General features: G+C 62.0%; 19 protein-coding genes and 1 pseudogene. 12 read left to right on the forward strand and 8 right to left on the reverse strand.

The window, feature by feature from the left end:
- The first annotated feature begins 6 nt into the window (after positions 1 to 6).
- The 4 genes from WS92_RS03890 to WS92_RS03905 all read left to right on the forward strand — a co-directional run bounded on the left by WS92_RS03890 (position 7) and on the right by WS92_RS03905 (position 4,116).
- Positions 7 to 387, forward strand: coding sequence for a PAAR-like domain-containing protein (locus WS92_RS03890; protein ID WP_043283388.1), 381 nt, complete (start codon positions 7 to 9; stop codon positions 385 to 387).
- A gap of 544 nt (positions 388 to 931) precedes the next feature.
- A complete protein-coding gene (gene pdhA / locus WS92_RS03895; RefSeq protein WP_015602638.1) occupies positions 932 to 2,020 on the forward strand; it encodes a pyruvate dehydrogenase (acetyl-transferring) E1 component subunit alpha in 1,089 nt (362 codons plus the stop codon).
- Entirely contained in the window at positions 2,013 to 2,993 is a 981-nt protein-coding gene (locus WS92_RS03900) for an alpha-ketoacid dehydrogenase subunit beta (protein ID WP_015604141.1), read from the forward strand. Before pdhA ends, WS92_RS03900 begins: the two co-directional genes overlap by 8 nt.
- 4 nt (positions 2,994 to 2,997) lie before the next feature.
- Positions 2,998 to 4,116, forward strand: coding sequence for a dihydrolipoamide acetyltransferase family protein (locus WS92_RS03905; protein ID WP_006029713.1), 1,119 nt, complete (start codon positions 2,998 to 3,000; stop codon positions 4,114 to 4,116).
- Between the two features lie 35 nt (positions 4,117 to 4,151).
- On the opposite strand, the gene WS92_RS03910 is transcribed toward WS92_RS03905, so the two are convergent.
- A complete protein-coding gene (locus tag WS92_RS03910) occupies positions 4,152 to 5,045 on the reverse strand; it encodes a LysR family transcriptional regulator (RefSeq protein ID WP_015603287.1) in 894 nt (297 codons plus the stop codon).
- Positions 5,046 to 5,136: 91 nt separating this feature from the next.
- Between WS92_RS03910 and WS92_RS03915 the strand changes: the two genes are divergently transcribed.
- Entirely contained in the window at positions 5,137 to 5,913 is a 777-nt protein-coding gene (locus WS92_RS03915; protein ID WP_006029711.1) for an NAD(P)H-dependent oxidoreductase, read from the forward strand.
- A gap of 97 nt (positions 5,914 to 6,010) precedes the next feature.
- Here WS92_RS03915 and WS92_RS03920 read toward each other — a convergent pair whose 3' ends face one another.
- The 4 genes from WS92_RS03920 to WS92_RS35515 all read right to left on the reverse strand — a co-directional run bounded on the left by WS92_RS03920 (position 6,011) and on the right by WS92_RS35515 (position 10,381).
- Complete coding sequence (locus tag WS92_RS03920; protein WP_059933491.1) at positions 6,011 to 7,156, reverse strand: alpha-hydroxy acid oxidase; 1,146 nt, start codon at positions 7,154 to 7,156, stop codon at positions 6,011 to 6,013.
- A 63-nt stretch (positions 7,157 to 7,219) separates the two neighbouring features.
- Positions 7,220 to 8,143, reverse strand: coding sequence for a LysR substrate-binding domain-containing protein (locus WS92_RS03925; protein WP_006029709.1), 924 nt, complete (start codon positions 8,141 to 8,143; stop codon positions 7,220 to 7,222).
- Positions 8,144 to 8,389: 246 nt separating this feature from the next.
- Entirely contained in the window at positions 8,390 to 9,715 is a 1,326-nt protein-coding gene (locus WS92_RS03930; protein WP_059933488.1) for an MFS transporter, read from the reverse strand.
- A 129-nt stretch (positions 9,716 to 9,844) separates the two neighbouring features.
- Positions 9,845 to 10,381 (reverse strand): hypothetical protein, encoded by a 537-nt coding sequence (locus WS92_RS35515; RefSeq protein WP_171845182.1) that lies wholly within the window; start codon positions 10,379 to 10,381, stop codon positions 9,845 to 9,847.
- Here WS92_RS35515 and WS92_RS36325 point away from each other — a divergent pair.
- The gene (locus tag WS92_RS36325; protein ID WP_231755972.1) at positions 10,371 to 10,622 is read left to right on the forward strand and encodes a hypothetical protein; all 252 of its coding nucleotides are present in this window, start codon (positions 10,371 to 10,373) and stop codon (positions 10,620 to 10,622) included. The genes WS92_RS35515 and WS92_RS36325 overlap by 11 nt on opposite strands.
- On the opposite strand, the pseudogene WS92_RS03940 reads toward WS92_RS36325, so the two are convergent.
- The 3 genes and pseudogenes from WS92_RS03940 to WS92_RS03950 all read right to left on the reverse strand — a co-directional run bounded on the left by WS92_RS03940 (position 10,592) and on the right by WS92_RS03950 (position 13,182).
- A pseudogene (locus tag WS92_RS03940) lies at positions 10,592 to 11,348 on the reverse strand (transposase). The gene WS92_RS36325 and the pseudogene WS92_RS03940 sit on opposite strands and share 31 nt — an antisense overlap.
- A 343-nt stretch (positions 11,349 to 11,691) precedes the next feature.
- Positions 11,692 to 12,711 carry an AraC family transcriptional regulator gene (locus WS92_RS03945; RefSeq protein ID WP_061083806.1) on the reverse strand — a complete coding sequence of 340 codons (1,020 nt, stop codon included), beginning with the start codon at positions 12,709 to 12,711 and terminating at the stop codon, positions 11,692 to 11,694.
- Positions 12,712 to 12,729: 18 nt separating this feature from the next.
- A complete protein-coding gene (locus WS92_RS03950; RefSeq protein WP_015603413.1) occupies positions 12,730 to 13,182 on the reverse strand; it encodes a GNAT family N-acetyltransferase in 453 nt (150 codons plus the stop codon).
- 515 nt (positions 13,183 to 13,697) lie between these two features.
- Here WS92_RS03950 and WS92_RS03955 point away from each other — a divergent pair.
- The 6 genes from WS92_RS03955 to WS92_RS03980 all read left to right on the forward strand — a co-directional run bounded on the left by WS92_RS03955 (position 13,698) and on the right by WS92_RS03980 (position 21,013).
- Positions 13,698 to 14,597: an ABC transporter permease gene (locus WS92_RS03955; protein WP_059933478.1), complete on the forward strand. Its 900-nt coding sequence runs from the start codon at positions 13,698 to 13,700 to the stop codon at positions 14,595 to 14,597.
- Positions 14,584 to 15,435 carry an ABC transporter permease gene (locus WS92_RS03960; RefSeq protein WP_043283386.1) on the forward strand — a complete coding sequence of 284 codons (852 nt, stop codon included), beginning with the start codon at positions 14,584 to 14,586 and terminating at the stop codon, positions 15,433 to 15,435. The genes WS92_RS03955 and WS92_RS03960 overlap by 14 nt, the downstream gene beginning before the upstream one ends.
- Positions 15,432 to 16,463, forward strand: coding sequence for an extracellular solute-binding protein (locus WS92_RS03965; protein ID WP_041861984.1), 1,032 nt, complete (start codon positions 15,432 to 15,434; stop codon positions 16,461 to 16,463). The genes WS92_RS03960 and WS92_RS03965 overlap by 4 nt, the downstream gene beginning before the upstream one ends.
- Before the next feature lie 665 nt (positions 16,464 to 17,128).
- Positions 17,129 to 17,434: an H-NS histone family protein gene (locus WS92_RS03970; RefSeq protein WP_041861983.1), complete on the forward strand. Its 306-nt coding sequence runs from the start codon at positions 17,129 to 17,131 to the stop codon at positions 17,432 to 17,434.
- Positions 17,435 to 18,015: 581 nt separating this feature from the next.
- Positions 18,016 to 20,004: a sensor domain-containing diguanylate cyclase gene (locus WS92_RS03975; RefSeq protein ID WP_230479346.1), complete on the forward strand. Its 1,989-nt coding sequence runs from the start codon at positions 18,016 to 18,018 to the stop codon at positions 20,002 to 20,004.
- Positions 19,994 to 21,013 carry a helix-turn-helix transcriptional regulator gene (locus WS92_RS03980; protein ID WP_009917443.1) on the forward strand — a complete coding sequence of 340 codons (1,020 nt, stop codon included), beginning with the start codon at positions 19,994 to 19,996 and terminating at the stop codon, positions 21,011 to 21,013. Before WS92_RS03975 ends, WS92_RS03980 begins: the two co-directional genes overlap by 11 nt.
- Positions 21,014 to 21,050: the final 37 nt, after the last annotated feature.

A 21,050-nucleotide genomic window follows, 5' to 3' on the forward strand; every position in this document is an offset into this window, starting at 1 on the left:
ACGTTCATGGTGATGGTGAATTCGAGTGCAGGAGGCATGAACATGGCGACGAGCGTCAACCTGACGCCGCCGGGCGTGCCCGTCCCCTATCCGAACCGCGCGTCGCGCGCGAACGCGATTCCGAACGTCAGCCATATCTTCGTGGGCGGCGGGCCGGTTCACAACGTCGCGACGATCATCCCCTCGTCGAGCGGCGACAGCGGCGGATCGATGGGCGGCGTCGCGTCGCAAACCGTGTCCGGAAACTCGCGCAACCCCCAGGGCGCGCCGAAAACGCTGGTTGCCGGCATGCCGGTCACACGGATGACCGATCCGACGCAGCAGAACAACGACAATACGACCGGCTCGGGCAGCTCGCCGAGCCAGACGATCGTGCTGAATCTGTGATTGAGATGCGCGCGGGCAGCGTTTGCGTGAAAGCGCGGAAAGCGCCGTCTTCGGCGTGCGGCGATCGTGAATCCGCCGGAAAAAAGCGCGGCGGATTTTCCGCGCCGATCTGACCAAAATTAACAGACGTTTCGCGCGGAATCGTCTAACTTTTAAGTCGGAAAGGCCATTCGACGTCCTGCCTTTTCCGATCTCAAGAAAATGCAGCAATCGGCCCATGTTGTGTTGCTGATCGACCTGCCGCACCGCATCATGAATGTCGCGGCGCGGCGGGTCAATTTTTCCGGTTGACTGCTTCGCCGGTCACTTCATCCGATTCGGCGCGAGCGCGCGCCTGCCGATCCCGCCGCCGACCCGCGTGCAAACCCCTGCCTTTGCCGCCGATCCCATTGCCTAAAATCCAGTTACGCACAAGACGATGCCGATCGCATTGACGCGAACGCATCCGGCGGCGCGGAAAAGCAACGAGCGAGCCGGCCAGCCGGTGGACATGGCGCGGTGTTCGATCGATGGTTCGGCATCCAGAAAAACAGGGAGACCCGCGATGACCACGGTCGCCAGCTTCGATATCGATTACACGCAATACCTCGGCCCGGACGGCGAGCCGGTCCAGCCGCTGCCCGCGTTCGCGCAGGACGCGGCCGCGCTGCTGCCGCTCTACCGCGCGATGGTGCTCACGCGCGCGTTCGACACGAAAGCGGTCGCGCTGCAGCGCACCGGCAAGATCGGCACGTTCGCGTCGTCGATCGGGCAAGAGGCGATCGGCGTGGGCGTCGCGAGTGCGATGCGCGCCGACGACGTGCTGTTTCCGTCGTATCGCGATCACGCCGCGCAATTCCTGCGCGGCGTGACGATGACGGAAAGCCTGCTGTATTGGGGCGGCGACGAGCGCGGCAGCGATTTCACGGCCGCGCGGCTGGATTTTCCGAATTGCGTGCCGATCGCCACGCAGGTGTGCCATGCGGCGGGCGCCGCGTATGCGTTCGCGCTGCGCGGCGAAGCGCGCGTCGCCGTGGCCGTGCTCGGCGACGGCGGCACGTCGAAGGGCGATTTCTACGAAGCGATGAACCTCGCGGGCGCGTGGCGCGTGCCGCTCATCATCGTCGTCAACAACAACCAGTGGGCGATCTCGATGCCGCGCGCGCGGCAGACCGCCGCGCGCACGCTCGCGCAAAAGGCGATCGCCGCCGGCATCGAAGGGCGGCAGATCGACGGCAACGATATCGTCGCCGTGCGGCAGGCCGTTGGCGAAGCGATCGAAAACGCGCGGCGCGGCGGCGGCCCGGCGCTCGTCGAGGCGCTCAGCTACCGGCTCGGCGATCACACGACGGCGGACGACGCGACGCGCTATCGCGATGCCGACGCGCTCGGCAAGCAATGGGCGTTCGAGCCGCTGCTGCGGCTGCGCAAGCATCTGATGCGTCGCAACGTATGGGACGACGCGCAGGACGAAGCGTTCGGCAAGGCGTGCTACGCGCAGGTCGAGGAAGCGGTGCGCGCCTATCTCGCGGTGCCGCAGCCGGCCGCGTCGGCGATGTTCGATCATCTGTACGCGAGCCTGCCGCACGCGATGCAGGAACAGTTGGCGACGGCGCTCGCGTTTGCGCCGGCCGCGGAGAATCATCATGGCTGACCTGAATCTGGTCGAAGCCGTGAATCTGGCGCTCGCGTACGAGCTCGCGCACGATCCGTCCGTCGTGCTGCTCGGCGAGGACATCGGCGTGAACGGCGGCGTGTTTCGCGCGACCGTCGATTTGCAGGCGCGCTTCGGCGCGCAGCGCGTGATCGACACGCCGCTCGCGGAAACGGCGATCGCGGGCGCCGCGATCGGCATGGCGGCGATGGGGCTCAAGCCCGTCGCCGAGATCCAGTTCACAGGCTTCGTCTATCCGGCGATCGATCATGTGCTCAATCATGCGTCGCGGCTGCGCCATCGCACGCGCGGCCGGTTGTCGTGCCCGCTCGTGATCCGCGCGCCGTGCGGCGCCGGCATTCACGCGCCCGAGCATCATTCGGAGAGCCCCGAGGCGATGTTCGCGCACATCCCGGGCCTGCGCGTCGTGATTCCGTCGACGCCCGCGCGCGCCTACGGGCTGCTGCTCGCGGCGATACGCGATCCGGACCCGGTGATGTTCTTCGAGCCGTCGCGGCTGTATCGGCTGTTCAGGCAGCCCGTCGAGGACAACGGCGAAGCGCTGCCGCTCGATACGTGCTTCACGCTGCGCGACGGCGCCGACGTCACGCTCGTCAGTTGGGGCGCCGCGCTGCAGGACGCGCAGGCGGCCGCCGATCAGCTCGCGCAGGAGGGCGTGATGGCCGAAGTGATCGACGTCGCGACGCTCAAGCCGCTCGACGCCGACACGATCGTCGCATCGGTATCGAAGACGGGGCGCTGCGTGATCGTTCACGAGGCGCCGCGCACCGCGGGCTTCGGCGCTGAGATCGCCGCGCTCGTCGCCGAGCGTTGTCTCTATTCGCTGCTCGCGCCCGTGCAGCGCGTGACGGGCTACGACGTCGTCGTGCCCCTCTTCAGGCTCGAAAGCCAGTACGTGCCGAGCGTCGCGCGGATCGTCGATGCGGTCAGGAAAACGCTGGAGGCAGCGTAACGACATGAAGATCTTCAAATTGCCCGATCTCGGCGAAGGCCTGCAGGAAGCGGAGATCGTCGAATGGCACGTCAAGGCGGGCGACACGATCGACGCGGACCGGCCGCTCGTGTCCGTCGAAACCGCGAAGGCGATCGTCGAGATTCCGTCGCCGCAATCCGGCCGCGTCGCGAAGCTGTTCGGGCAGCCGGGCGACATCGTTCATCTCGGCGCGCCGCTCGCCGCGTTCGAAGGCGACGCCGACGAGGCGGATGCGGGGACGGTCGTCGGCCACATGACGGTTGGCGAGCACGTCGTGCAGGAGCCGCCCACGGCGCTCGGCGCGGGAGCCGGCGGGCGCGGCGCGGGCGCGGTCAAGGCGATCCCGGCGGTGCGCGCGCTCGCGCGCAAGCTCGACGTCGATCTGGCGATGGTGACGCCGTCCGGCGCGGACGGCGTGATCACCGCGGCGGACGTGCAGCGCGTCGCGAAGGTGCTGGCCGAGCTCGGGCCGCCCGAGGTGCTGCGCGGCGTGCGGCGCGCGATGGCGCAGAACATGGCGCGCGCGCAGAGCGAGGTGGCCGCGGCGACCGTGATCGACGACGCCGACATCCACGCGTGGCCCGCGGGCACGGACGTGACGATGCGCCTCATCCGCGCGCTCGTCGCCGGCTGCCGCGCGGAGCCGGGGCTCAACGCATGGTTCGACGGGCAGGCGGGGCGCCGGCACGTTGTCGCGAAGATCGACGTGGGCATCGCGGTCGATCTGCCGGACGGCCTCTTCGTGCCGGTGCTGCGCGACGTCGCGCATCGCGACGCCGCCGACCTGCGCCACGGGCTCGACCGGATGCGCGCCGACATCCGCGCGCGCAGGATTCCGCCCGACGAGCTGCGCGGCAACACGATCACGCTGTCGAACTTCGGGATGATCGCCGGCAAGTACGCGGCGCCCGTCGTCGTGCCGCCGACCGTCGCGATTCTCGGCGCGGGGCGCGTGCACGACGCGGTCGTCGCGGTGGCCGGCGCGCCGGCCGTGCATCGCATGCTGCCGCTCAGCCTCACGTTCGATCATCGCGTCGTCACGGGCGGAGAGGCCGCGCGCTTTCTCGCGGCGGCGATCGCGGATCTGCAACTCGCGCAATAGCGGCGGCGAACGCGTGCGCGCGAAACCGAAGCGCGTCACACCGAAGCCGCGACATGCTCGCGCAGCCACTGATGCGCGGGATCGCGATGCGAGCGTTCGTGCCAGAGCATCGCCATCTGGAAGCCGGGCACGTCGATCGGCGGCTCGACGACTTGTAGCGCGCGGCTGTCGCGAACGAGCCGCGACGGCATCATCGCGACGAGATCGCTGTTTGCGACGGCCGACATCATGAACAGAAAGTGCGGCACGGACAGCACGACGCGCCGCGCGAGGCCGACCTTCGCGAGCGCATGATCGGTGATCCCCTGAAAGCCGCCGCCGTCCGGCGACACGATCACGTGATCGAGCCTGCAGAACTGCGCGAGCGTCGGCCGTCGCTTCAGCCGCGGATGGCCGGCGCGCCCGACGAGCACGTATCGCTCGGTGAAGAGCGCGCGGTGGCGCAGATTGCCGGGCGCGCATTCGGTGATGTGGAACGCGAGGTCGATGTCGCCTTGCTCGGCCTGCTTCGCGATGCGCGACGGCACCGTCTCGACGACGGCGAGCCGCGTGCCGGGCGCGGCCGCGCGCAAGCCGGCCAACGCGGGCAGCACGACCGTCGATTCGCTGTAGTCGGACGCGGCGACGCGCCACGTGTGAACGGCCGCGGCGGGATCGAACGGCGCGCCCGGCGACACCGCGCGCCCGAGCGCTTCGAGCGCGCGGCGCAGCGGCTCGCGCAATTCGTCGGCGCGCGCGGTGGGCCGCATGCCGCGCGGCCCGGGCAGCAGCAACGGATCGCCGAAGATGTCTCTCAGCTTCGCGAGATGGATGCTGACCGACGGCTGCGACAGGTTCAGCCGCTCGGCCGCGCGCGTCACGTTGTGCTCCGACAGCAGCGCGTCGAGCGTGATCAGCAGGTTGAGATCCAGCCGCTTGAGATTGTTCATCGCAATACCTGGAATATCAGAAATCAATTTCCAATATACCTGAGCGGCCGCTATCCTGCGGTCACTGCTCCAGACAATCGCGAGTGCCGACATGAACGTCTTGCTGGTCTATGCCCATCCCGAACCGAAATCGCTGAACGGATCGCTCAGGAACTTCGCGGTCAAGCGCCTCAAGGACGCCGGACACACGGTTCAGGTGTCCGATCTGTACGCGATGCAGTGGAAGGCCGCGCTCGACGCCGACGACAACACCGGGCGCCAGCCCGATGCGCGCTTCGACCCGTCGCTCGACTCGAAGCATGCGTTCGAGAACGGCACGCAGGCGGCCGACATCGCGCGCGAGCAGGACAAGCTGCGCTGGGCCGATGCGCTCGTCCTGCAGTTTCCGCTGTGGTGGTTCTCGATGCCGGCGATCCTGAAGGGCTGGGTCGAGCGCGTGTACGCGTTCGGCTTCGCCTACGGCGTCGGCGAGCACTCGGACACGCACTGGGGCGATCGGTACGGCGAGGGCTCGATGAAGGGCAAGCGCGCAATGCTGATCGTGACGACGGGCGGCTGGGAATCGCATTACGGGCCGCGCGGGATCAACGGGCCGATCGGCGACGTGCTGTACCCGATCCATCACGGCATCCTGTATTACCCCGGCTTCGACGTGCTGCCGCCGTTCCTCGTGCATCGGACGAGCCGCATCGACGAAGCGCGCTTCGCGGCGATCTGCGATTCGCTCGGGCAGCGCCTCGACGATCTGTGGAAGACCGCGCCGATATCGTTTCGTCCGCAGAATGCCGGCGATTACGAGATTCCGCAGCTCACGCTGCGGGACGACGTCGCGCCGGATCGGTCGGGGTTTGCCGCGCATATCGCGTAATGCGCGGCGCGCGGCGGCGATGCCGCAACGCCGTCGCGCACAGCGGGCGTGCGGCGCTGCCTGAAACGTGCGAGCGTCCGCGCGGAAGCGGATCGAATCAGAGCCGCCGCGCGAGCATGCCGGCATTCGCGGATCGAATGTCGGTGCAGCCGCACAGCGCCATCGTCGTATCGAGCTCGCGCGCGATGAGCTCGAGGCTGCGCAGCGCGCCTTCCTCGCCGAGCGCGGCGACGCCGTAGAGGAACGCGCGGCCGATCATCGTGCCGCGCGCGCCGAGCGCAACCGCCTTCAGCACGTCCTGGCCCGTTCGCACGCCGCCGTCGAGCCACACTTCGACGCGCTTGCCGGCCGCCTCGACGATGGCCGGCAGCGCCTCGACCGACGACATCGCGCCGTCCAGTTGACGGCCGCCGTGGTTCGACACGACGATCGCGTCCGCGCCCGCATCGGCCGCGCGGACCGCATCGTCCGGATCGAGCACGCCCTTGACGATCAGCTTGCCGCTCCACCGCTGCCGGACCCATTCGACGTCGCGCCAGCCGATCGCCGGATCGAACTGCTCGCGGGTCCACGAATCGAGCGACGACATGTCGGTCACGCCCTTCACGTGCCCGACGATGTTGCCGAAATGGCGGCGGCGCGTGCGTGCCATGCCGATGCACCAGCGCGGCTTGCGCATCATGTCGAGCAGGTTCGGCAGCGTGATGCGCGGCGGCGTCGAGAGGCCGTTCTTCACGTCCTTGTGCCGCTGGCCGGCCACCTGCAAATCCATCGTCAGCACGAGCGCGGGGCAGCCCGCCGCGCTCGCGCGCCCGATCAGCCGCTCGATGAACGCGCGGTCGCGCATCATGTAGAGCTGGAACCAGAACGGGCCGCTCGCGTGCGCCACGATGTCCTCGATCGAGCAGATGCTCATCGTCGACAGCGTGAACGGCACGCCGAAGCGCCGCGCGGCGCGCGCGGCGAGGATCTCGCCGTCGGCGCGCATCATGCCGACGAGGCCCGTCGGCGCGAGCGCGACCGGCATCGCGACGTCCTGTCCCGCCATCGTCGTGCGCAGGTTGCGATCCGAGATGTCGACGCCGACCCGCTGGCGCAGCTTGATCTTCTGGAAGTCCGCTTCGTTCGCGCGATACGTCGATTCCGTGTAGGAGCCCGTATCGACATAGTCGTAGAACATCCGCGGGATGCGTTTTTTCGCGAGAACGCGAAGATCTTCGATGCAGGTGATCGGGACGGACATGGGCGACTCCGGAAGGTGGCGACGATGCTACCGCCGTGGCTGGCCGAGCGCCCGGAAATATCTTCAGGCGCGGCGCGAAAGAAATTCCGCGCCGTCGTGCACCGCGCGCTCGCAGACGCCGGCGAGCCAAGCGGCGAACGCGTCGGCGGCGGCGCGCGACGCGTGCGGCATCAGGTAATACGGCGCCGCCGGCCGCACGATATGCGGAAACAGCGGCACGAGCGCGCCCGTCGCGAGCCAGTGGCGCGCGAGCGCGGGGCTGCCGAGCGCGACGCCCTGACCGCTGACCGCCGCTTCGAGCAGCAGCCCGAGATCCATCAGTTTCGGTCCGTTCGCGGGCTCCGGCCAGTCGAGGCCGGCGACGCGGAACCACGACGTCCACGGTTCGAGCGGCGTGCACAAGAGCGGCAGCGCCGCGAGGTCCGCGAGCTCGCGCAACGGCGCGAAGCGTTCGACGAGCGACGGCGCGGCGAGCGGCGTCAGCGCATCGACCATCAGCACCGTCGCGCCCGACACGATCGGGCCGCCGCCGCGAATCCACAGATCGGCGCCCGTCGGCGGCGCGTCGGGAAAGGGGCTCGCGAGCATGACCTCGAGCTCCACGCCGGGATGGGCGAGCGTGAACGCGTCGAGGCGCGGAACCATGATCTGCCGCGCGAACGTCGGCGGCGCGCAGATCCGCAGCCGTTCCGTCCTGCCGGCGTCGCGCCGGTGCAACGGCACTGCGGCGAGCAGATGCAGCGGCGCGTGCACCTGATGCAGGTATTCGTTGCCGGCCGCGGTCAGCGCCAGCGCCTTGCCGCTGCGCACGAGCAACTGCACGCCGAGCAACTGTTCGAGTGCGGCGACGCGTTTCGCGACCGCGCTCCCCGTCACGCACAGCTCTTCGGCCGCGCGCTCGAACGTGCCGTGGCGCGCGGCGGCGACGAAGGCGAGCAGGCCGTCGAGGGACGGGAGGCGAAGGTCGCGGAGATCGGAGGGGTTCATCCGGCGATTCTAATCGACCGATTTCCTTGTGGCAGCGCGCGATGCGGCGATGAGCGGCGCGATCGCGCGATCGCGCGATCCCGTGATCTCGAACGAGCCGGATATCGGCGGTCCTGCATTTCATCAGACGAATATTCGCCGGACATGAAGCCGAGCCGTCCCCCGCGGATCGCGGCCCATGCCGCTTCGGTCCGGTCCGGTCCAATCCGGCACGGCGCGTTGGCGAGTTTCGCGCGGCGCGCGGGCTCACGAATTCGCCGCCCATGCGTGCGGCCCGGCCGTGCCCGGATTCCGGCGATACCGCCCGAGCCCGACGATGCCGACGAGCGACACGAACGACAGCAGTGAGAAGAACAGCGCGAGCGGCAGCCATTCGCCCCGATAGCGCTGCGCGATCATCGTGCCGACGAGCGGCGTGGTGCCGCCCGCGACGAGCGCGCATAGCTGGTAGGCGATCGAGATGCCCGAATAGCGGATGCGCGTCGGGAACGCGGACGTCATGAAGCCGGCAATCACCGCGTAGACGGCGGACAGCGTGACGACCGCGAACGCGATGCCCGCGACGATCGCGGCGGGATCGTGCGTGCGCACGAGGACGAACATCGGATACGGCGTCAGCATCGACAGCAGCGCCGCGCAGGTCAGGAAACGCGTTTCGCCGAAGCGTTGCGCAAGCAGCGCCGAGACGGGCTGCGACAGTAGCTGGATGATCGTGACGACGAACAGGCAATCGAGGATGAACGATTTCGACATCCCGAGATACGTCGTTACGTAGGAGATCATGAACGTGTTCGTGAAGAAGAAGCCGGCGGAGCCGATCGTCGTCGCGGCCGCGGCGAGCACGATCGGATACCACGCGGTGCGCAGCGCCTCGGCGACCGGAAACCGGGCGACCGCGTGGCTGTCGCGCACGCGCTCGAACTCCGGCGACTCGTTGACGCCGAGCCGGACTGCGACGCCGATCAGCAACAGCACGAAGCTTGCGAGAAACGGCAGGCGCCAGCCCCATGCGATGAAGCTGTCATGATCGAGCGACGTGACGCAGCGGAATGCGAGCAGCGACAGGATCAGCCCGGCCGGGCTGCCCATCTGCGGAAACGATGCGAAGAACGTCCTGCGCGCGGCGCTCGCGTGCTCGCTCGCCATCAGCACGGCGCCGCCCCATTCGCCGCCGACGGCGATGCCCTGGAGGATGCGCAGCAGCACGAGCAGGAGGGGCGCCCAGACGCCGAGTGTCGCGTGGCCGGGCAACAGGCCGATGCCGGTCGTCGCGATGCCCATCAGGAACATCGTCAGGACGAGCATTTTCTTGCGGCCGATCCGGTCGCCGAGATGGCCGAACACGGCGCCGCTCAGCGGGCGCGCGACAAAGCCGACGAAGAATGTCGCGAACGATGCCATCGTGCTGACGGAATGGTCGCTGCTCGGGAAGAATACGTCGCCGAGCACGAGCGCGGCGGCGGTGGCGTACGTGTAGTAGTCGTAGAACTCGACGGTGGTGCCGATGAAGGCGGCTGTCGCGGCGCGCACGGGTTGGGGGGAGCGGGGAATGCGGGGCGTCGGGGTTGGCATGGGCGGGTCCTTTGGGTTCGGATGCTGCGTGATGCCGGGGCTTCGGGATTGCCGGGACGGGCGGGCGGCGGACGTGTGAAGCGGTTTGCCGTGTTGCTTTCGCCATGTCCGTCGCCGAATTGCTTTCGTTCAATTCCGTTTTCTAATTCGAAGCATGGGTGAGGCTTGTGTACTGCTTGCACGTCGATAATCGATCGCGCAGGACGGTACGAGGCGCAGCGGCGCGTCCACAGTCGTCATGGTATTCGAGCGGAAGCCTTGCGTTGCACGTATTTCGCGAATCGATGCGTTCGCCACATCGAACCGGTCATGACGATGCTTAGCCGAAGGGATGGCCCGACCGGATTCAATTATCGAACGGGGCAAACGACGCTTGCCTTTGCGACGCATGGCCTCGGCCGCGCGAATCTGCACGACGGTGATGTTGCTGCCGATGTCTCGGCTATGCCGTTGGGTGTCGAGATCGTGCTGATTGCTGATTCCGTGCCCGAGGCGTACTTGCGAGCGTTGAGTGCCGGGGCGGTGTCGATCAAGGAGCCCGTGCTCAAGCCGCGGGGGCAGACGGTCGCATATGTTCGATGTCCGGATGGGACGCTCGTGGAATTGTGTTCCGAGATGGGGGCTGAGAACGCGCATGGCTTCCAGGCGAAGCACGATGGATTTCATCCGCGAGCAAATCGCGACAGCCGGTCGTGTGTCGTCAAAGAGAATGTTCGGAGAATACGGCATTGACATCGATGACAAGAAGACAAGGCTGACGAGGCCGCCGGGCAGATGGCGGCCGCTGGTTCAAAATCTCGAAGCGGCCTTTGAACCGGATCGCGAACTGAGCCTTGGCGGCCTGCCGGCTTATCGAGGGGGGGCCTATGAGTTTTGTCAAGCGGTAGGTGCTGACTTGGGTTGGTAAATGGTGCCGTCGCGCAGCATGACGAACAGGACGTCACAGCGTCGCCGTGCCAGCGCGATGAGCGCTTGGTTGTGGCGCTTGCCCTGCTGGACCTTGCGCGTGTAATAGGCTCGCGAGACGGGGCCTCGCAAGGCCGCGAAGGCGGATAGGAACAAGGCGCGCTTGAGCACCTTGTTGCCGCGTCTGGATGGATGTTCGCCTCGGATAGACGAGCCTGAGCGCCGGGTGGATCTGGGTGAGCAGGCCGCGAATGCGGTTGCTGGTTTGAGTGACCTGGGCGGCGAGATCATCGTCGAAGCCGCATAGCATGGTGAGCTCGGCGAGCTGCTCGTCGGCCAATCGAAGCGAGCGCAGCGTGTACGGCATCGAGCGAGCGGCTTCAGCAATGATCGCGGCATCGCGAGCATCGGTCTTGGCTTCGCCGGCATGCCGGTCGGCGATGCGGCGCATGGCCAGTCCCGGCAGATAGGCGACGAGTACACCTTCAGCGCGGGCAACGGCTACAGGAAGCGCACCGATGGTGGACGGTTGGTCGACGACGAATAGAAGTCGGCCGTGCGTCTTGAGTTCGGCGATGAGGGCACGCAGCTTGGCCTCGTCGTTGGGCAGCGCCTTGTTGTACAGGCGCTTGCCGTTCCGATCGAGTGCAACGGCGTGATGCTGGCCTTTACCGACATCGACGCCGACGAAGACATCGACGGCGTCACGTTGTTGTGTGTCTTGCATCGCAGTTTGTGCAGAGTGAACGGATTGGCCTGCAACAACGGTGGCAAGTCTCGGCATCCACGTTACGGACGGCGTCGGGATATCCCGGCCAAATCCCTATCAGCGATCACCAGCCACCCACCAGACCCGGTGACACACCCCGTGGATCATGACCGCGACTGGGGGCGGGAATCATGCCGGGCCTGGCTGACCAAAGCCCCAATTGAGGAACGCTTTGTCGATTACGGACTGAAAGTTACCGGACCGGTTTCGGAGCAAGCTCGTCAAGAATATGCTCGCCGCTGTGGCAGTGTACGATGCCGCGGTAAGATGATTGCCTTTAGCAAATCGCAGCGAATCAGGATCAGTCGACAGTAAGCTTCGACCAACGCTTCATCGCTCGACTAAATGCAGAGGCATTTTTGTATCCGAGGCGGGTAGCTATCTCTTTGGCCGTATAACGTTTTTCAGATAGGTATTTAGATGCGATATCCTGGCGAACGAGGTCTTGCAAAGCACTAAACGATGTCCCCATATCTTTAAGCCTGCGCTGCAAACTGCGCAATGACATACCAAGCTGCTCGGCGAACTCGACAATATCCTGACAGGTCGGATTTTCATACATCAGGCAGAGCAATTGTCCCACGAGGTCGGTCGGCATCCAATGCGCCAATTCAAATTCCCGTTTCGCACAGGCTTTCTTCGCAATCTCATATTCAATGGGGTGAGCGAGGGGTAATTTTGTATTTAAAATTGAAGCGTCAAATTCTAGAAAATTCTCATCTGAATCGAATATTGCATGGCATGGAAAATATTCGGAATAACTATCCGCATGAGAAGGTCTTGAGAAAATAAGGCCGATACGCGTGAAATTGGGAGATTTTCCTATCAAATCAATCATTTGACGACGAACCGCAGTGAAGCACATATCAGTGTTTACAACAAGCAGGTCAGATCGGTAGGTGTAGCCGCCTACTATAATTCGAGCGGTGTCGCCGTCGACGGATAGCCTCATCCGAAAATAACTAATGCCTAGTAACGGATGCTCAAATGCCAGGCGCATCGCGTCACCCAATGTAGGGCTTACAAGCATTGCATGGGCTCGAAGCCCGTAAGCCGTCACCGGTATTTCATTGCCAATATGAAGTCCGATCGCGGAATTTCCTGTTGCCTTCAGAGCATTTGCAAATAGGACCATCTCTTGCGCATGCGTTACCATTGCGTTTGGGCGCTCGATGTCCGAAGGCGCAATTCCGGTGCCAACTAGCAGGGTTTCTTTAGATAGTCCTATACGCTTCATCACCTCAAGCGTAATAAAAATAGTATGAAGCGGCGCAGGGCGCTGCGCCGCAGTGCGATTGACTGCCATGGCTGCTGGCTTCATCCAACATCCTCGGATAGCTTATTCTTTCAGCGATTTCGAAAAGACGACCTGGCAGCCGTACTCGTCCAACTCACCGCGCTTCCATCCGAGATGCTGGTAGAAGCCGTCGGCTCGGGAGCCTGGATCGGTGACCAAGGTGACCTGCTCCACTCCTTTATCTTTCAACCATTTCATCGCGCGTTCGAGCAGCTCGCGCCCCACACCCATGTCGTGAAAGGTCGGTTTGACGAACAGAGCAGAAATGAATGGTGTATCGGTAATGACGGGCAGACATATCCCAGCCGCTTCGTCACCACACTCACAGATCCAACCTCCGCCTTGCCGAATCTTCTCGATCAGTAGGCTGCGGTTCAGCAAATGGATCTGGTGCGGATGGATCCTATTCTCGTTTACCGAGAAGCGCACGTCATAAAATGCACCGATGTCACCTTCTCTCATGGGACGGTATTCTAAACGCTCGGCCTTGATCATATTCGTTGTCGTCTCTCTATTTTGTATGGTGAAACGCGCTGATGTCTGCTCATCGAGCGCGTGCCAGCGGCCCGATTGTTACACATATCGGAGCCTGGCCCCGATTCTCGTCGAATTGAGCTTCATATCTGCACTCCGGATGCAAACAATAGTGCTCTCTGAGTCGGGGAGCGCACGACGTGCATGATAATGGTGCGGCTTACCGCCCCAATACGAACCACGCTATCAGCGCACAACTTTTCATTGTAAGTGCATTACGATGAAAATAATTATATATATCGCCGTTTTGGTACTCATATTTTTCAATCAATAATCGGCACTTGAGCGTTGCAACAATCGAAACAACTAAGTAAATTGGCACCGGGGTTGAGTGACGGTAACAATTTTGGCGCGTGGAGGTAACAGATTGGCGCAATGGGTTCTCGTCCGCTCTATAGAATATGGCGACCAATTTGTCAGACCCTCGTCCCTGCGAGCTAACCGATTTGAGGTAATTGGTGGTTTTTAGAGTCTTTATGCTAGATTTGTTTAAATCGTGGCGAGTGATTTTCGAGCCACCAGTGCTCGTCATGACGTTGGGCGTCGTTCTCCCGCTGATCGTGCTAGCCGTTGTATCGATCAATGCGCCCCTGGAGTTTGGTGGGGTGGCGTGGGGAGAGTTCACACTCCGAGCGTACGAACGGGTGGTGTTCGATCGCGATTGGGATGGGGCGCTCGTGCTCCAGCAAGGTCATATCAGCATCTTCGTTCGTTCCATGATGATGGCGGTATACGCGACCGTCGGGTGCTTGCTCGTAGGATTTCCCACTGCGTTGTTCATCGCAACGCGCACGCCGAAGTGGAGAGCCACGCTGCTGGTGCTGGTGACAATCCCGTTCTGGACTTGCGTTGTCGTGCAGATGGCTGGATGGATTATCGTCATGGCGGACAACGGATTGGTGGCGCAAGCTTTGAGCTATTTGGGCCTGCTGCGCGGTCCGCTCGGCCTTTTGTACACCGATCTCGCGACGCTAATCGGTCTCGTCTATGCATTCACTCCGTTCATGGTTCTGCCAATCTTCGCCGCGCTTGACGAGTTTGACTGGCGATTGGTCGAGGCGGCGTATGACCTCGGCGCTCACAGAGTGGCCGCCCTATTGCAAGTGATTGTGCCCGTCTGCTGGCCGGGCATCATGGCAGGTGTTGGGCTTGTTTTTGTCCCGGCGCTCGGGGCTTACGCGATTCCAGGGTTGCTCGGCGGCAATCATGCGTTCATGGTCGGCAACCTGATCGACTTTCAGTTCGCTGGCGGGCGCGATTGGCCCCTGGGAGCGGCGATGTCGTTCGCACTACTCGCCGCCGTTCTCCTGGCCATGCTCGCGCTGCGCCTCAAGTCCATCCTCCAACATCGGGAACTCGGACATGAATTCGCCTGAGTTACGTCGGTTTCCGCTGACGGCAGGGATCGCGATTGCTGTGTTGATGTTCCTCTATCTGCCGTTGTTGGTCGTCGGGTGGATGAGTTTCAACGATGGGCCTTCCGCTCTCGTGTGGAAAGGGTGGAGCACGTGGGGTTACGTCGAGGCTTGGTCGGACCCGACACTGATTCGGGCGGTACGGAATTCGCTGGTTCTTGCTCTCGGATCCATGGTCCTTTCGACCGGGCTGGCTACGAGCGCAGCCGTCGCGGCGTGGTCACGCGCTGAGCGCCGAGCAATCGATCTGCGTGCGCTGGTGATCGCGCTGCCGCTGGCGATTCCGGAGGTGGTGCTCGCTATCGCAACGATGATGCTGTTTTCGATGTTTGCGCTCGATGTCGGTTTCGTTGCGGTCCTATTCGCACACGTGGTGTTTTGCATCCCGCTTGCGTATCTGCCAATCAACGCACGGTTGAAGACAATCGACCGCACGTTGCTCGAGGCTGCTGCCGATCTTTCGGCGCCGCCATGGGCTGCATTCCGACAAATTACATTGCCTTTGGCTTTGCCCGGCATTGTCGCTGGCGGGCTGCTCGCATTCGTCGCCTCAATGAACGACTACGTCACTAGCTACTTTCTGGCGGGCGCCGGGATGACCACGTTGCCGATGTACATCTTCAGTTCGCTGAAGATCGGAATTACGCCGAAGGTCAGTGCCGTCTCGGTCGCGGTCGTTGCGCTGTCGGCTACTCAGTTGCTGACGGTCTGGGCTCTTGGCGCGCGTCGCGCGAGTAGATCCATGGGCGCTCGCGTTGAAACGTATCACCCGGACATTCAAACAATGAGAGCCGTATGAAAAAAATTATTGGGGCAATGCTACTTGCTGTTGTTGGGACCGCGACGGGCGCTGAGCTTCATGTCGGAAGCTGGCCTGTCATCATGCCTGTCTCGCTGCTCAAGAAGTTTCAGGCAGAAACCGGCATCGAGACGACGCTCGACACCTACGCGAGTGATGCGGCGCTGACGCAAAAGTTACAGGCTGGGGGAGGGGGCTACGATGTCGTGATCGCCGGCGATTACTACGTCCCCGTGCTCGTGAAGTCCGGCCTGCTGCTCAAGCTCGACAAGAGCAAGCTGCCGAACATGGCGAACATCAAGCCGGAATACCGACATCCGGCCTTCGATCCCGAGCGCGACTACGCCATTCCATTTACGGTCGTGCTGACGGGCTTCGCTTACGACAGCGCTCGCGTTCCAGGCGGACGACTCGATGATAGTTGGAAGTCCTTCTTCGAACCGCCCGAAGCATTGCGCGGCCAGATTGGCGATTTGGACGTCGAAGAGGAACTGTACATGGCCGCGAGCTGGTACCTGGGCCAAGATGAATGCACCGAGAATCCAGCAGATGCAAAACGGGTGCTCGACGTTCTGCAAAAGCAAAAGCCATTCGTGAAAACGTACAGCAACGATGGCACGGTCGATCGTCTCGCATCGCGGCAAATCACCGTTCAGCAGGTCTGGAACGGGGCGGCAGTGCGTGCGCAGGACCGCCTACCATCGATCAAGTTCGTCTATCCGAAGGAAGGCGTGAGGCTGTTCATGGATAGTCTGCTCATTCCGACAAAGGCTCGCAATGTCGATTCAGCCTACAAGTTCCTCAATTGGATGATGCGGCCGGAAAACATCGCGCTGGTGACGAATGCGGTCCGGTACAGCAACGAGATCATTGGCTCCGACCGCTATGTTGATGCAGCGCTGTTGAGCAACCCAGCGGCCAAGACGCCGGAGCAGTACAAAGTACGGCTCAAGCCGTACAAGATGTGTTCGCCCGCTGCGATTCAGTTGCGCAACAAGGTCTGGTTGAAGTTGAAGGGAAATCGCTGACTCGCTGCGGGACCCAACGAGTTCAAAATCGGCGAGCAGCCGAAGGAAGGAAAACATTAGGGTTATGAAGGCACGCTCTGTTGTCTAGGAAAGGGCCGTCGATCCTAGGGTATTGAAACGAAGCGGCTGTGGGCGATGCTGCGAACATCGCCCACAGCCTGACCTAGGTGTACACATTGAGAGACCACCATGGCTGACCGCATTTTACGGCAACTTTGGCACACCTGTCCGTTCGCGACGGCGGCGATCGTTATCACAGCGACGCAGCGAAGATCACGTGCCTCGAGTCCGGCGTGCGCGCGCCATTGCGCGATCACGTTATCCTCGTTAGAAAGTGCGATATCCGACGACCGTTCGATGCGCAGACGTCATGCGTCTGCCGCGCTTCCGCCTTCGCCAAAGATCGAATCCGGTTATCTCGCGACATCGATTTCACCGTGTTCCCGCGCGCGGCGTAGGCGATATCTGACAGCTTAGGTCGAATCGGCCACCGCCTTCTGCCCTCCGATTTGCCTCGGAGCAGGTGGTTTCGCGATCGTCGATATCGACGATCACCTTTTTATTCCTCCCAGTGTTGGGCGGCGCAACCCGCCAGCACACCCATTCGGCAGTCACGTAGCCCAATCAGTGCGTGCGCCGAAACGCCAGTACATTGGAGAGTCATTGTGGCAACCTATGGGGAACTGAAGGCACAACTCCGCGCCCTCAACAAAGAAGCGGAAGCTGCAAGGCAGCGCGAATTATCGGAGGTTCTGTTGGATATTCGTGAAGCGATCCTGAGATATGAAATCCGGCCGGAGCAGATTTTTTCGACGTGGACGAGGCTGCGCTTGCCCGACAAGCGACGTGGCCCGCTTCCACCGAAATATCGAAACCCGATGACGGGGGAAACGTGGAGCGGTCGGGGGCGAACACCAAAATGGATGTCTGGCCTGCCGCGCGATGAATTCCTTGTCGATCGGCCTGCGTAATCAGCAATCGAGCGCCCCGGCCGTACCCGAACTCGCGCGCCGCTTGTAAAGCCAAATGAGAATTCGATTCAGTAGGACTCGCTGTTTCTCATGGCTACCTGCTCGAATCGGCCAATACGTCGGGCATCACGTAAAGTTGTAAAAAATGCTGCGACGCTTGCCAGGCCGTCATTATGCATGGCAGCATGTCACACAAATTGTGCTATGCAATAGCGGTAAAAGATGCGTGCGGGTCGTGATTTAGAGACGGCGACACGACGGGCAAACGTTCATCTCGAAAAATACACAAAATGAACCGAGGGCAAGTTCCGGGCACTGGTGCGCCAGATGCATTCGCGCGCCGGTACATTTCGACACGACACAGAATCCTAACCGTCGGGGCGCTCCTATGCGTCCTCACTAGCGTTTCGATTCTCCTGGCCGCTGCCAACGAGTGGCGGAATACCTATGCGTCGGCCTATCGAACCGCACAAGTAATCGCAAAGTCATATGCTGTCCACTTGGCTAAGGTTTTCGCGACTACAGATGCGTTAACTGGGGTCATTCGTTACGAATACGATCGATCGCCCGAGACGTTCCACTTGCGTTCCCTGATTGATGGTTCTGCATTGACCTTTGATTCGGCGGCGCAGATTACGATTGTTGGCGCCGATGGCTTGGTCCTGCAGACGTGGCCACACAAAATAAATAATTCTATTTATTTGAATGACAGGCCGCATTTTATATTTCACAAAAACAATTCCGCGACCGGATTCTTCATTGGTGCGCCCGTAAAAGGGCGCGTTTCCGGCTATGTGACGATCCAATTTACTCGGCGGCTGGTAGGCCGCGCTGGCAAGTTTGCGGGCGTGGTCGTGACATCCGAACGTCCAGAGTTTTTATCAGCCGGTTTTCTAAGCAGGGCAAGCGTTGGTGAGCATGGCGCGCTTCTGGCATTTCTTAACGATGGCGTACTGCTATCTCGCGCCGAGCTGAATGTCCAAGCAACGGCGACAGGGCCGGGCCTGAATGCATACTTGGAAGCCTCGGGCACGTCGAGCGGGGAACTGGTGGATCCCATCGACCGTTCAACACGGATCTTTGCGCGTGCGCCCGTCGACGGCTATCCCGTTGTTGCGGCTGTCGCGCTGTCAAAGGCTGAAGCGATGGCGCCATTTCGCGCACACCTTTACGTGTATGTTGTGTTCGCGCTCGCCGTGCTAGGCATCCTCTTGGGCGCAACGGTGCTGGCGCTGCGCCATGCAAGAAAGCTCATCCTTGCGGAAGAGGAAATGCGAAAGCTGGCATCGACCGATCCACTTACCGATCTGGAAAATCGGCGAAGTCTGCGTGCCGCGATCGACACACATTGCTCTCGCGTTCCCGTCGCTGCGAATTCGCTAGCATTGTTGACGCTCGACTTACGCGAGTTCGGCCGCGTCAATGATCTGCTGGGGCAGGACGCAGGCGATGCCCTTTTGAGGTTGGTGGCCGATCGGCTTCGAGGTATCGCCGCGACTGACGTTCGTGTAGCTCGAGTGGGCGGAGACGAGTTCAGTTTGCTTGTCGACGATAAGGATGCTTTGGCGAGGGCGCTTGGCGTCGCTCGAATAGTCGTTGAAGCGTTTGAGAGAGCATTTGGCTTGCGAGGCCACGCCTACCTGATGAAGGTCGCCATCGGCATTGCTACCCTCGAACGGTCCGTGGCCGCGGGCTCGGAATTGTGGCGCAACGCAAATCGAGCAATGTCGGATGCGAAACGTGCGGCGGCCTCGTCCGGAGAAAGCGAAGTCCGGATCTACAGCGAAGCGATGGCGCATCAGTTGGACCGTGACGACGATGATTTCCGTGCGCTACTCCTGGCGATGGAACGGCGTGAGATCAGGCTCCATTATGAACCAATCGTCGATATATCCACTGGCCGGTTGAGCGCCTGGTGTGGCTCACTGGTATGGGAGCGCGCGTCAGACGACGTGCGCACCATGAGCGAACTGCATGGCCTGGCCAATCGCACTGACCTGTCGTTCCGCCTCGGGACATATCAGCTAGCCGAAGCGTACTCCCGACAGGATAGTGCGTGTGTTCCTATTTATTCGGCCATCCCTGCGGCTGTAGCGTTGCAAGGCGATTTAGATAATTTTATCGAACACCTTGAGGAGACGAGAGGGATTAGGCGAAGGAACATCCGTCTCGGTATTCTCAATGCTGGTGAGCTCATAGGTCACCAACGAACTGTAGAGTCGCTTCGCCGGCTTCACTCCCAGGGAGCGGAGATCTTCGCGGCCGGGATCACCGGCGACGATTGGTCGATCTCAATCGTCCGTTTGTTGCCCCTTACTGGTGTCGAAATCGGTTCACGGTTTCTGAGCGCCGCATCTCAGGACAAAGTTGCCGAGTCGATGCTGCTCGGTATTATGACGACCTGCTCCGAACTTTCATTGCGGATCCAAGTCTCGGGACTTGATAGCCAGCAGCAGTGCGACTTCCTCCGTAGCTTCTCTAATGTATTGGCCTACGGCAAGTTATATCCGGCGGCGGTATTCAACGATTTCGCCGACAACCCCATGGAGTCACGAGGTCATGATTCGTGAACTCCAGAGGATCTTTGTTGATACTGGCGAGCGGATCGAGAACTACACGAAGTTGTTTGTTCGGGACGGTTCTATCGAGCTCAAACTCGTCGATTGTGGCAGTAGCGGCGTTCTCCTGCATCGCATCCACACTCGGCTAGACGGCAGTATCACGGTACAGATGATCGATGCAACAGATGCCGTTCGCTTAACCGAGTTCCTCGAGAACGATCCGTATAACGAAGTCCTGGCACCGCGCTATCGCACCATTGTCCAGGCTGTAGAGACGCGGGCCAACGCAAGCCATGGCGTGCGGCCTTTCGTCAGCATAGCCGACTGTTGCACTGAACTTGACGTTCTCGCGTTGATGCGTTCGGTATGTATCGAGCACGGCGGCGACTATGCAATTTTCCATTGGCTGTCTTCGGCTGATACGTGCGGCCTCCATGGAGCCATCTACGACACGCACGTGATGTTGGCCGCATGTCCGCCAAGTTGGTTGCTTGCCTATGAGCGGCGCGTTGAAACGGATCCGGTGTTGGTGTATGCGCGCAACAACGTGATGCCAACTTGCGGCTTCGAATCCTTCGGTAGTTCCAATGGCGCATGGTTCGCGCGTGAAGCAGTCCTATATGGGCTGAGAAGCAACGTCTTTCTGCCAGCGACTCGCAGTTCCGAGCGCGGCAAGCTCCATGGTCTGCTACACGTCAGCTCCAGCAAGTCTGCACCATACGGAGAGACGGAGATCTGGCGCCATCAGCGCGAGCTTCGGGGACTGGCAGAGGAACTCCTTGATTGGCCGACGATCCGCTACAAGCGCGCTGCTGCTGCGCAATTTCAGTTGAGCGATGCAGAGAAGATCATTCTCCAGTGGATCCGACGAGGCGGTGACGCGACACACGCCGCGGCTGATCTCGCTCTTACGCAACGGCAAATCTACCGTCACTATAAGTCGATAAAGGTGAAGATGGGGCGTGACGACATCCGTGCGTGCGCACGTATGGCCGCAGAGGCTGGCCTCGTTGATTGACATTAATCGAATTGCCATAATGAAAAACAGTAATATG

It is taken from the genome of Burkholderia sp. MSMB1588 (assembly GCF_001546925.1).
Classification (GTDB): Bacteria; Pseudomonadota; Gammaproteobacteria; order Burkholderiales; family Burkholderiaceae; genus Burkholderia; species Burkholderia humptydooensis.

What these genes read in the sequence shown, in the direction of transcription:
- WS92_RS03925 (WP_006029709.1), bottom strand. Translation starts at nt 8,143, where the DNA reads ATGAACCCCTCCGATCTCCGCGACCTTCGCCTCCCGTCCCTCGACGGC.
- WS92_RS35515 (WP_171845182.1), bottom strand. Translation starts at nt 10,381, where the DNA reads ATGAAATCCATCGTGCTTCGCCTGGAAGCCATGCGCGTTCTCAGCCCC.
- WS92_RS03920 (WP_059933491.1), bottom strand. Translation starts at nt 7,156, where the DNA reads ATGTCCGTCCCGATCACCTGCATCGAAGATCTTCGCGTTCTCGCGAAA.
- WS92_RS03890 (WP_043283388.1), top strand. Translation starts at nt 7, where the DNA reads ATGGTGATGGTGAATTCGAGTGCAGGAGGCATGAACATGGCGACGAGC.
- WS92_RS03955 (WP_059933478.1), top strand. Translation starts at nt 13,698, where the DNA reads ATGCTAGATTTGTTTAAATCGTGGCGAGTGATTTTCGAGCCACCAGTG.
- WS92_RS03910 (WP_015603287.1), bottom strand. Translation starts at nt 5,045, where the DNA reads ATGAACAATCTCAAGCGGCTGGATCTCAACCTGCTGATCACGCTCGAC.
- WS92_RS03945 (WP_061083806.1), bottom strand. Translation starts at nt 12,711, where the DNA reads ATGAAGCCAGCAGCCATGGCAGTCAATCGCACTGCGGCGCAGCGCCCT.
- pdhA (WP_015602638.1), top strand. Translation starts at nt 932, where the DNA reads ATGACCACGGTCGCCAGCTTCGATATCGATTACACGCAATACCTCGGC.
- WS92_RS03950 (WP_015603413.1), bottom strand. Translation starts at nt 13,182, where the DNA reads ATGATCAAGGCCGAGCGTTTAGAATACCGTCCCATGAGAGAAGGTGAC.
- WS92_RS03960 (WP_043283386.1), top strand. Translation starts at nt 14,584, where the DNA reads ATGAATTCGCCTGAGTTACGTCGGTTTCCGCTGACGGCAGGGATCGCG.
- WS92_RS03965 (WP_041861984.1), top strand. Translation starts at nt 15,432, where the DNA reads ATGAAAAAAATTATTGGGGCAATGCTACTTGCTGTTGTTGGGACCGCG.
- WS92_RS03980 (WP_009917443.1), top strand. Translation starts at nt 19,994, where the DNA reads ATGATTCGTGAACTCCAGAGGATCTTTGTTGATACTGGCGAGCGGATC.
- WS92_RS03915 (WP_006029711.1), top strand. Translation starts at nt 5,137, where the DNA reads ATGAACGTCTTGCTGGTCTATGCCCATCCCGAACCGAAATCGCTGAAC.
- WS92_RS36325 (WP_231755972.1), top strand. Translation starts at nt 10,371, where the DNA reads ATGGATTTCATCCGCGAGCAAATCGCGACAGCCGGTCGTGTGTCGTCA.
- WS92_RS03905 (WP_006029713.1), top strand. Translation starts at nt 2,998, where the DNA reads ATGAAGATCTTCAAATTGCCCGATCTCGGCGAAGGCCTGCAGGAAGCG.
- WS92_RS03900 (WP_015604141.1), top strand. Translation starts at nt 2,013, where the DNA reads ATGGCTGACCTGAATCTGGTCGAAGCCGTGAATCTGGCGCTCGCGTAC.
- WS92_RS03930 (WP_059933488.1), bottom strand. Translation starts at nt 9,715, where the DNA reads ATGCCAACCCCGACGCCCCGCATTCCCCGCTCCCCCCAACCCGTGCGC.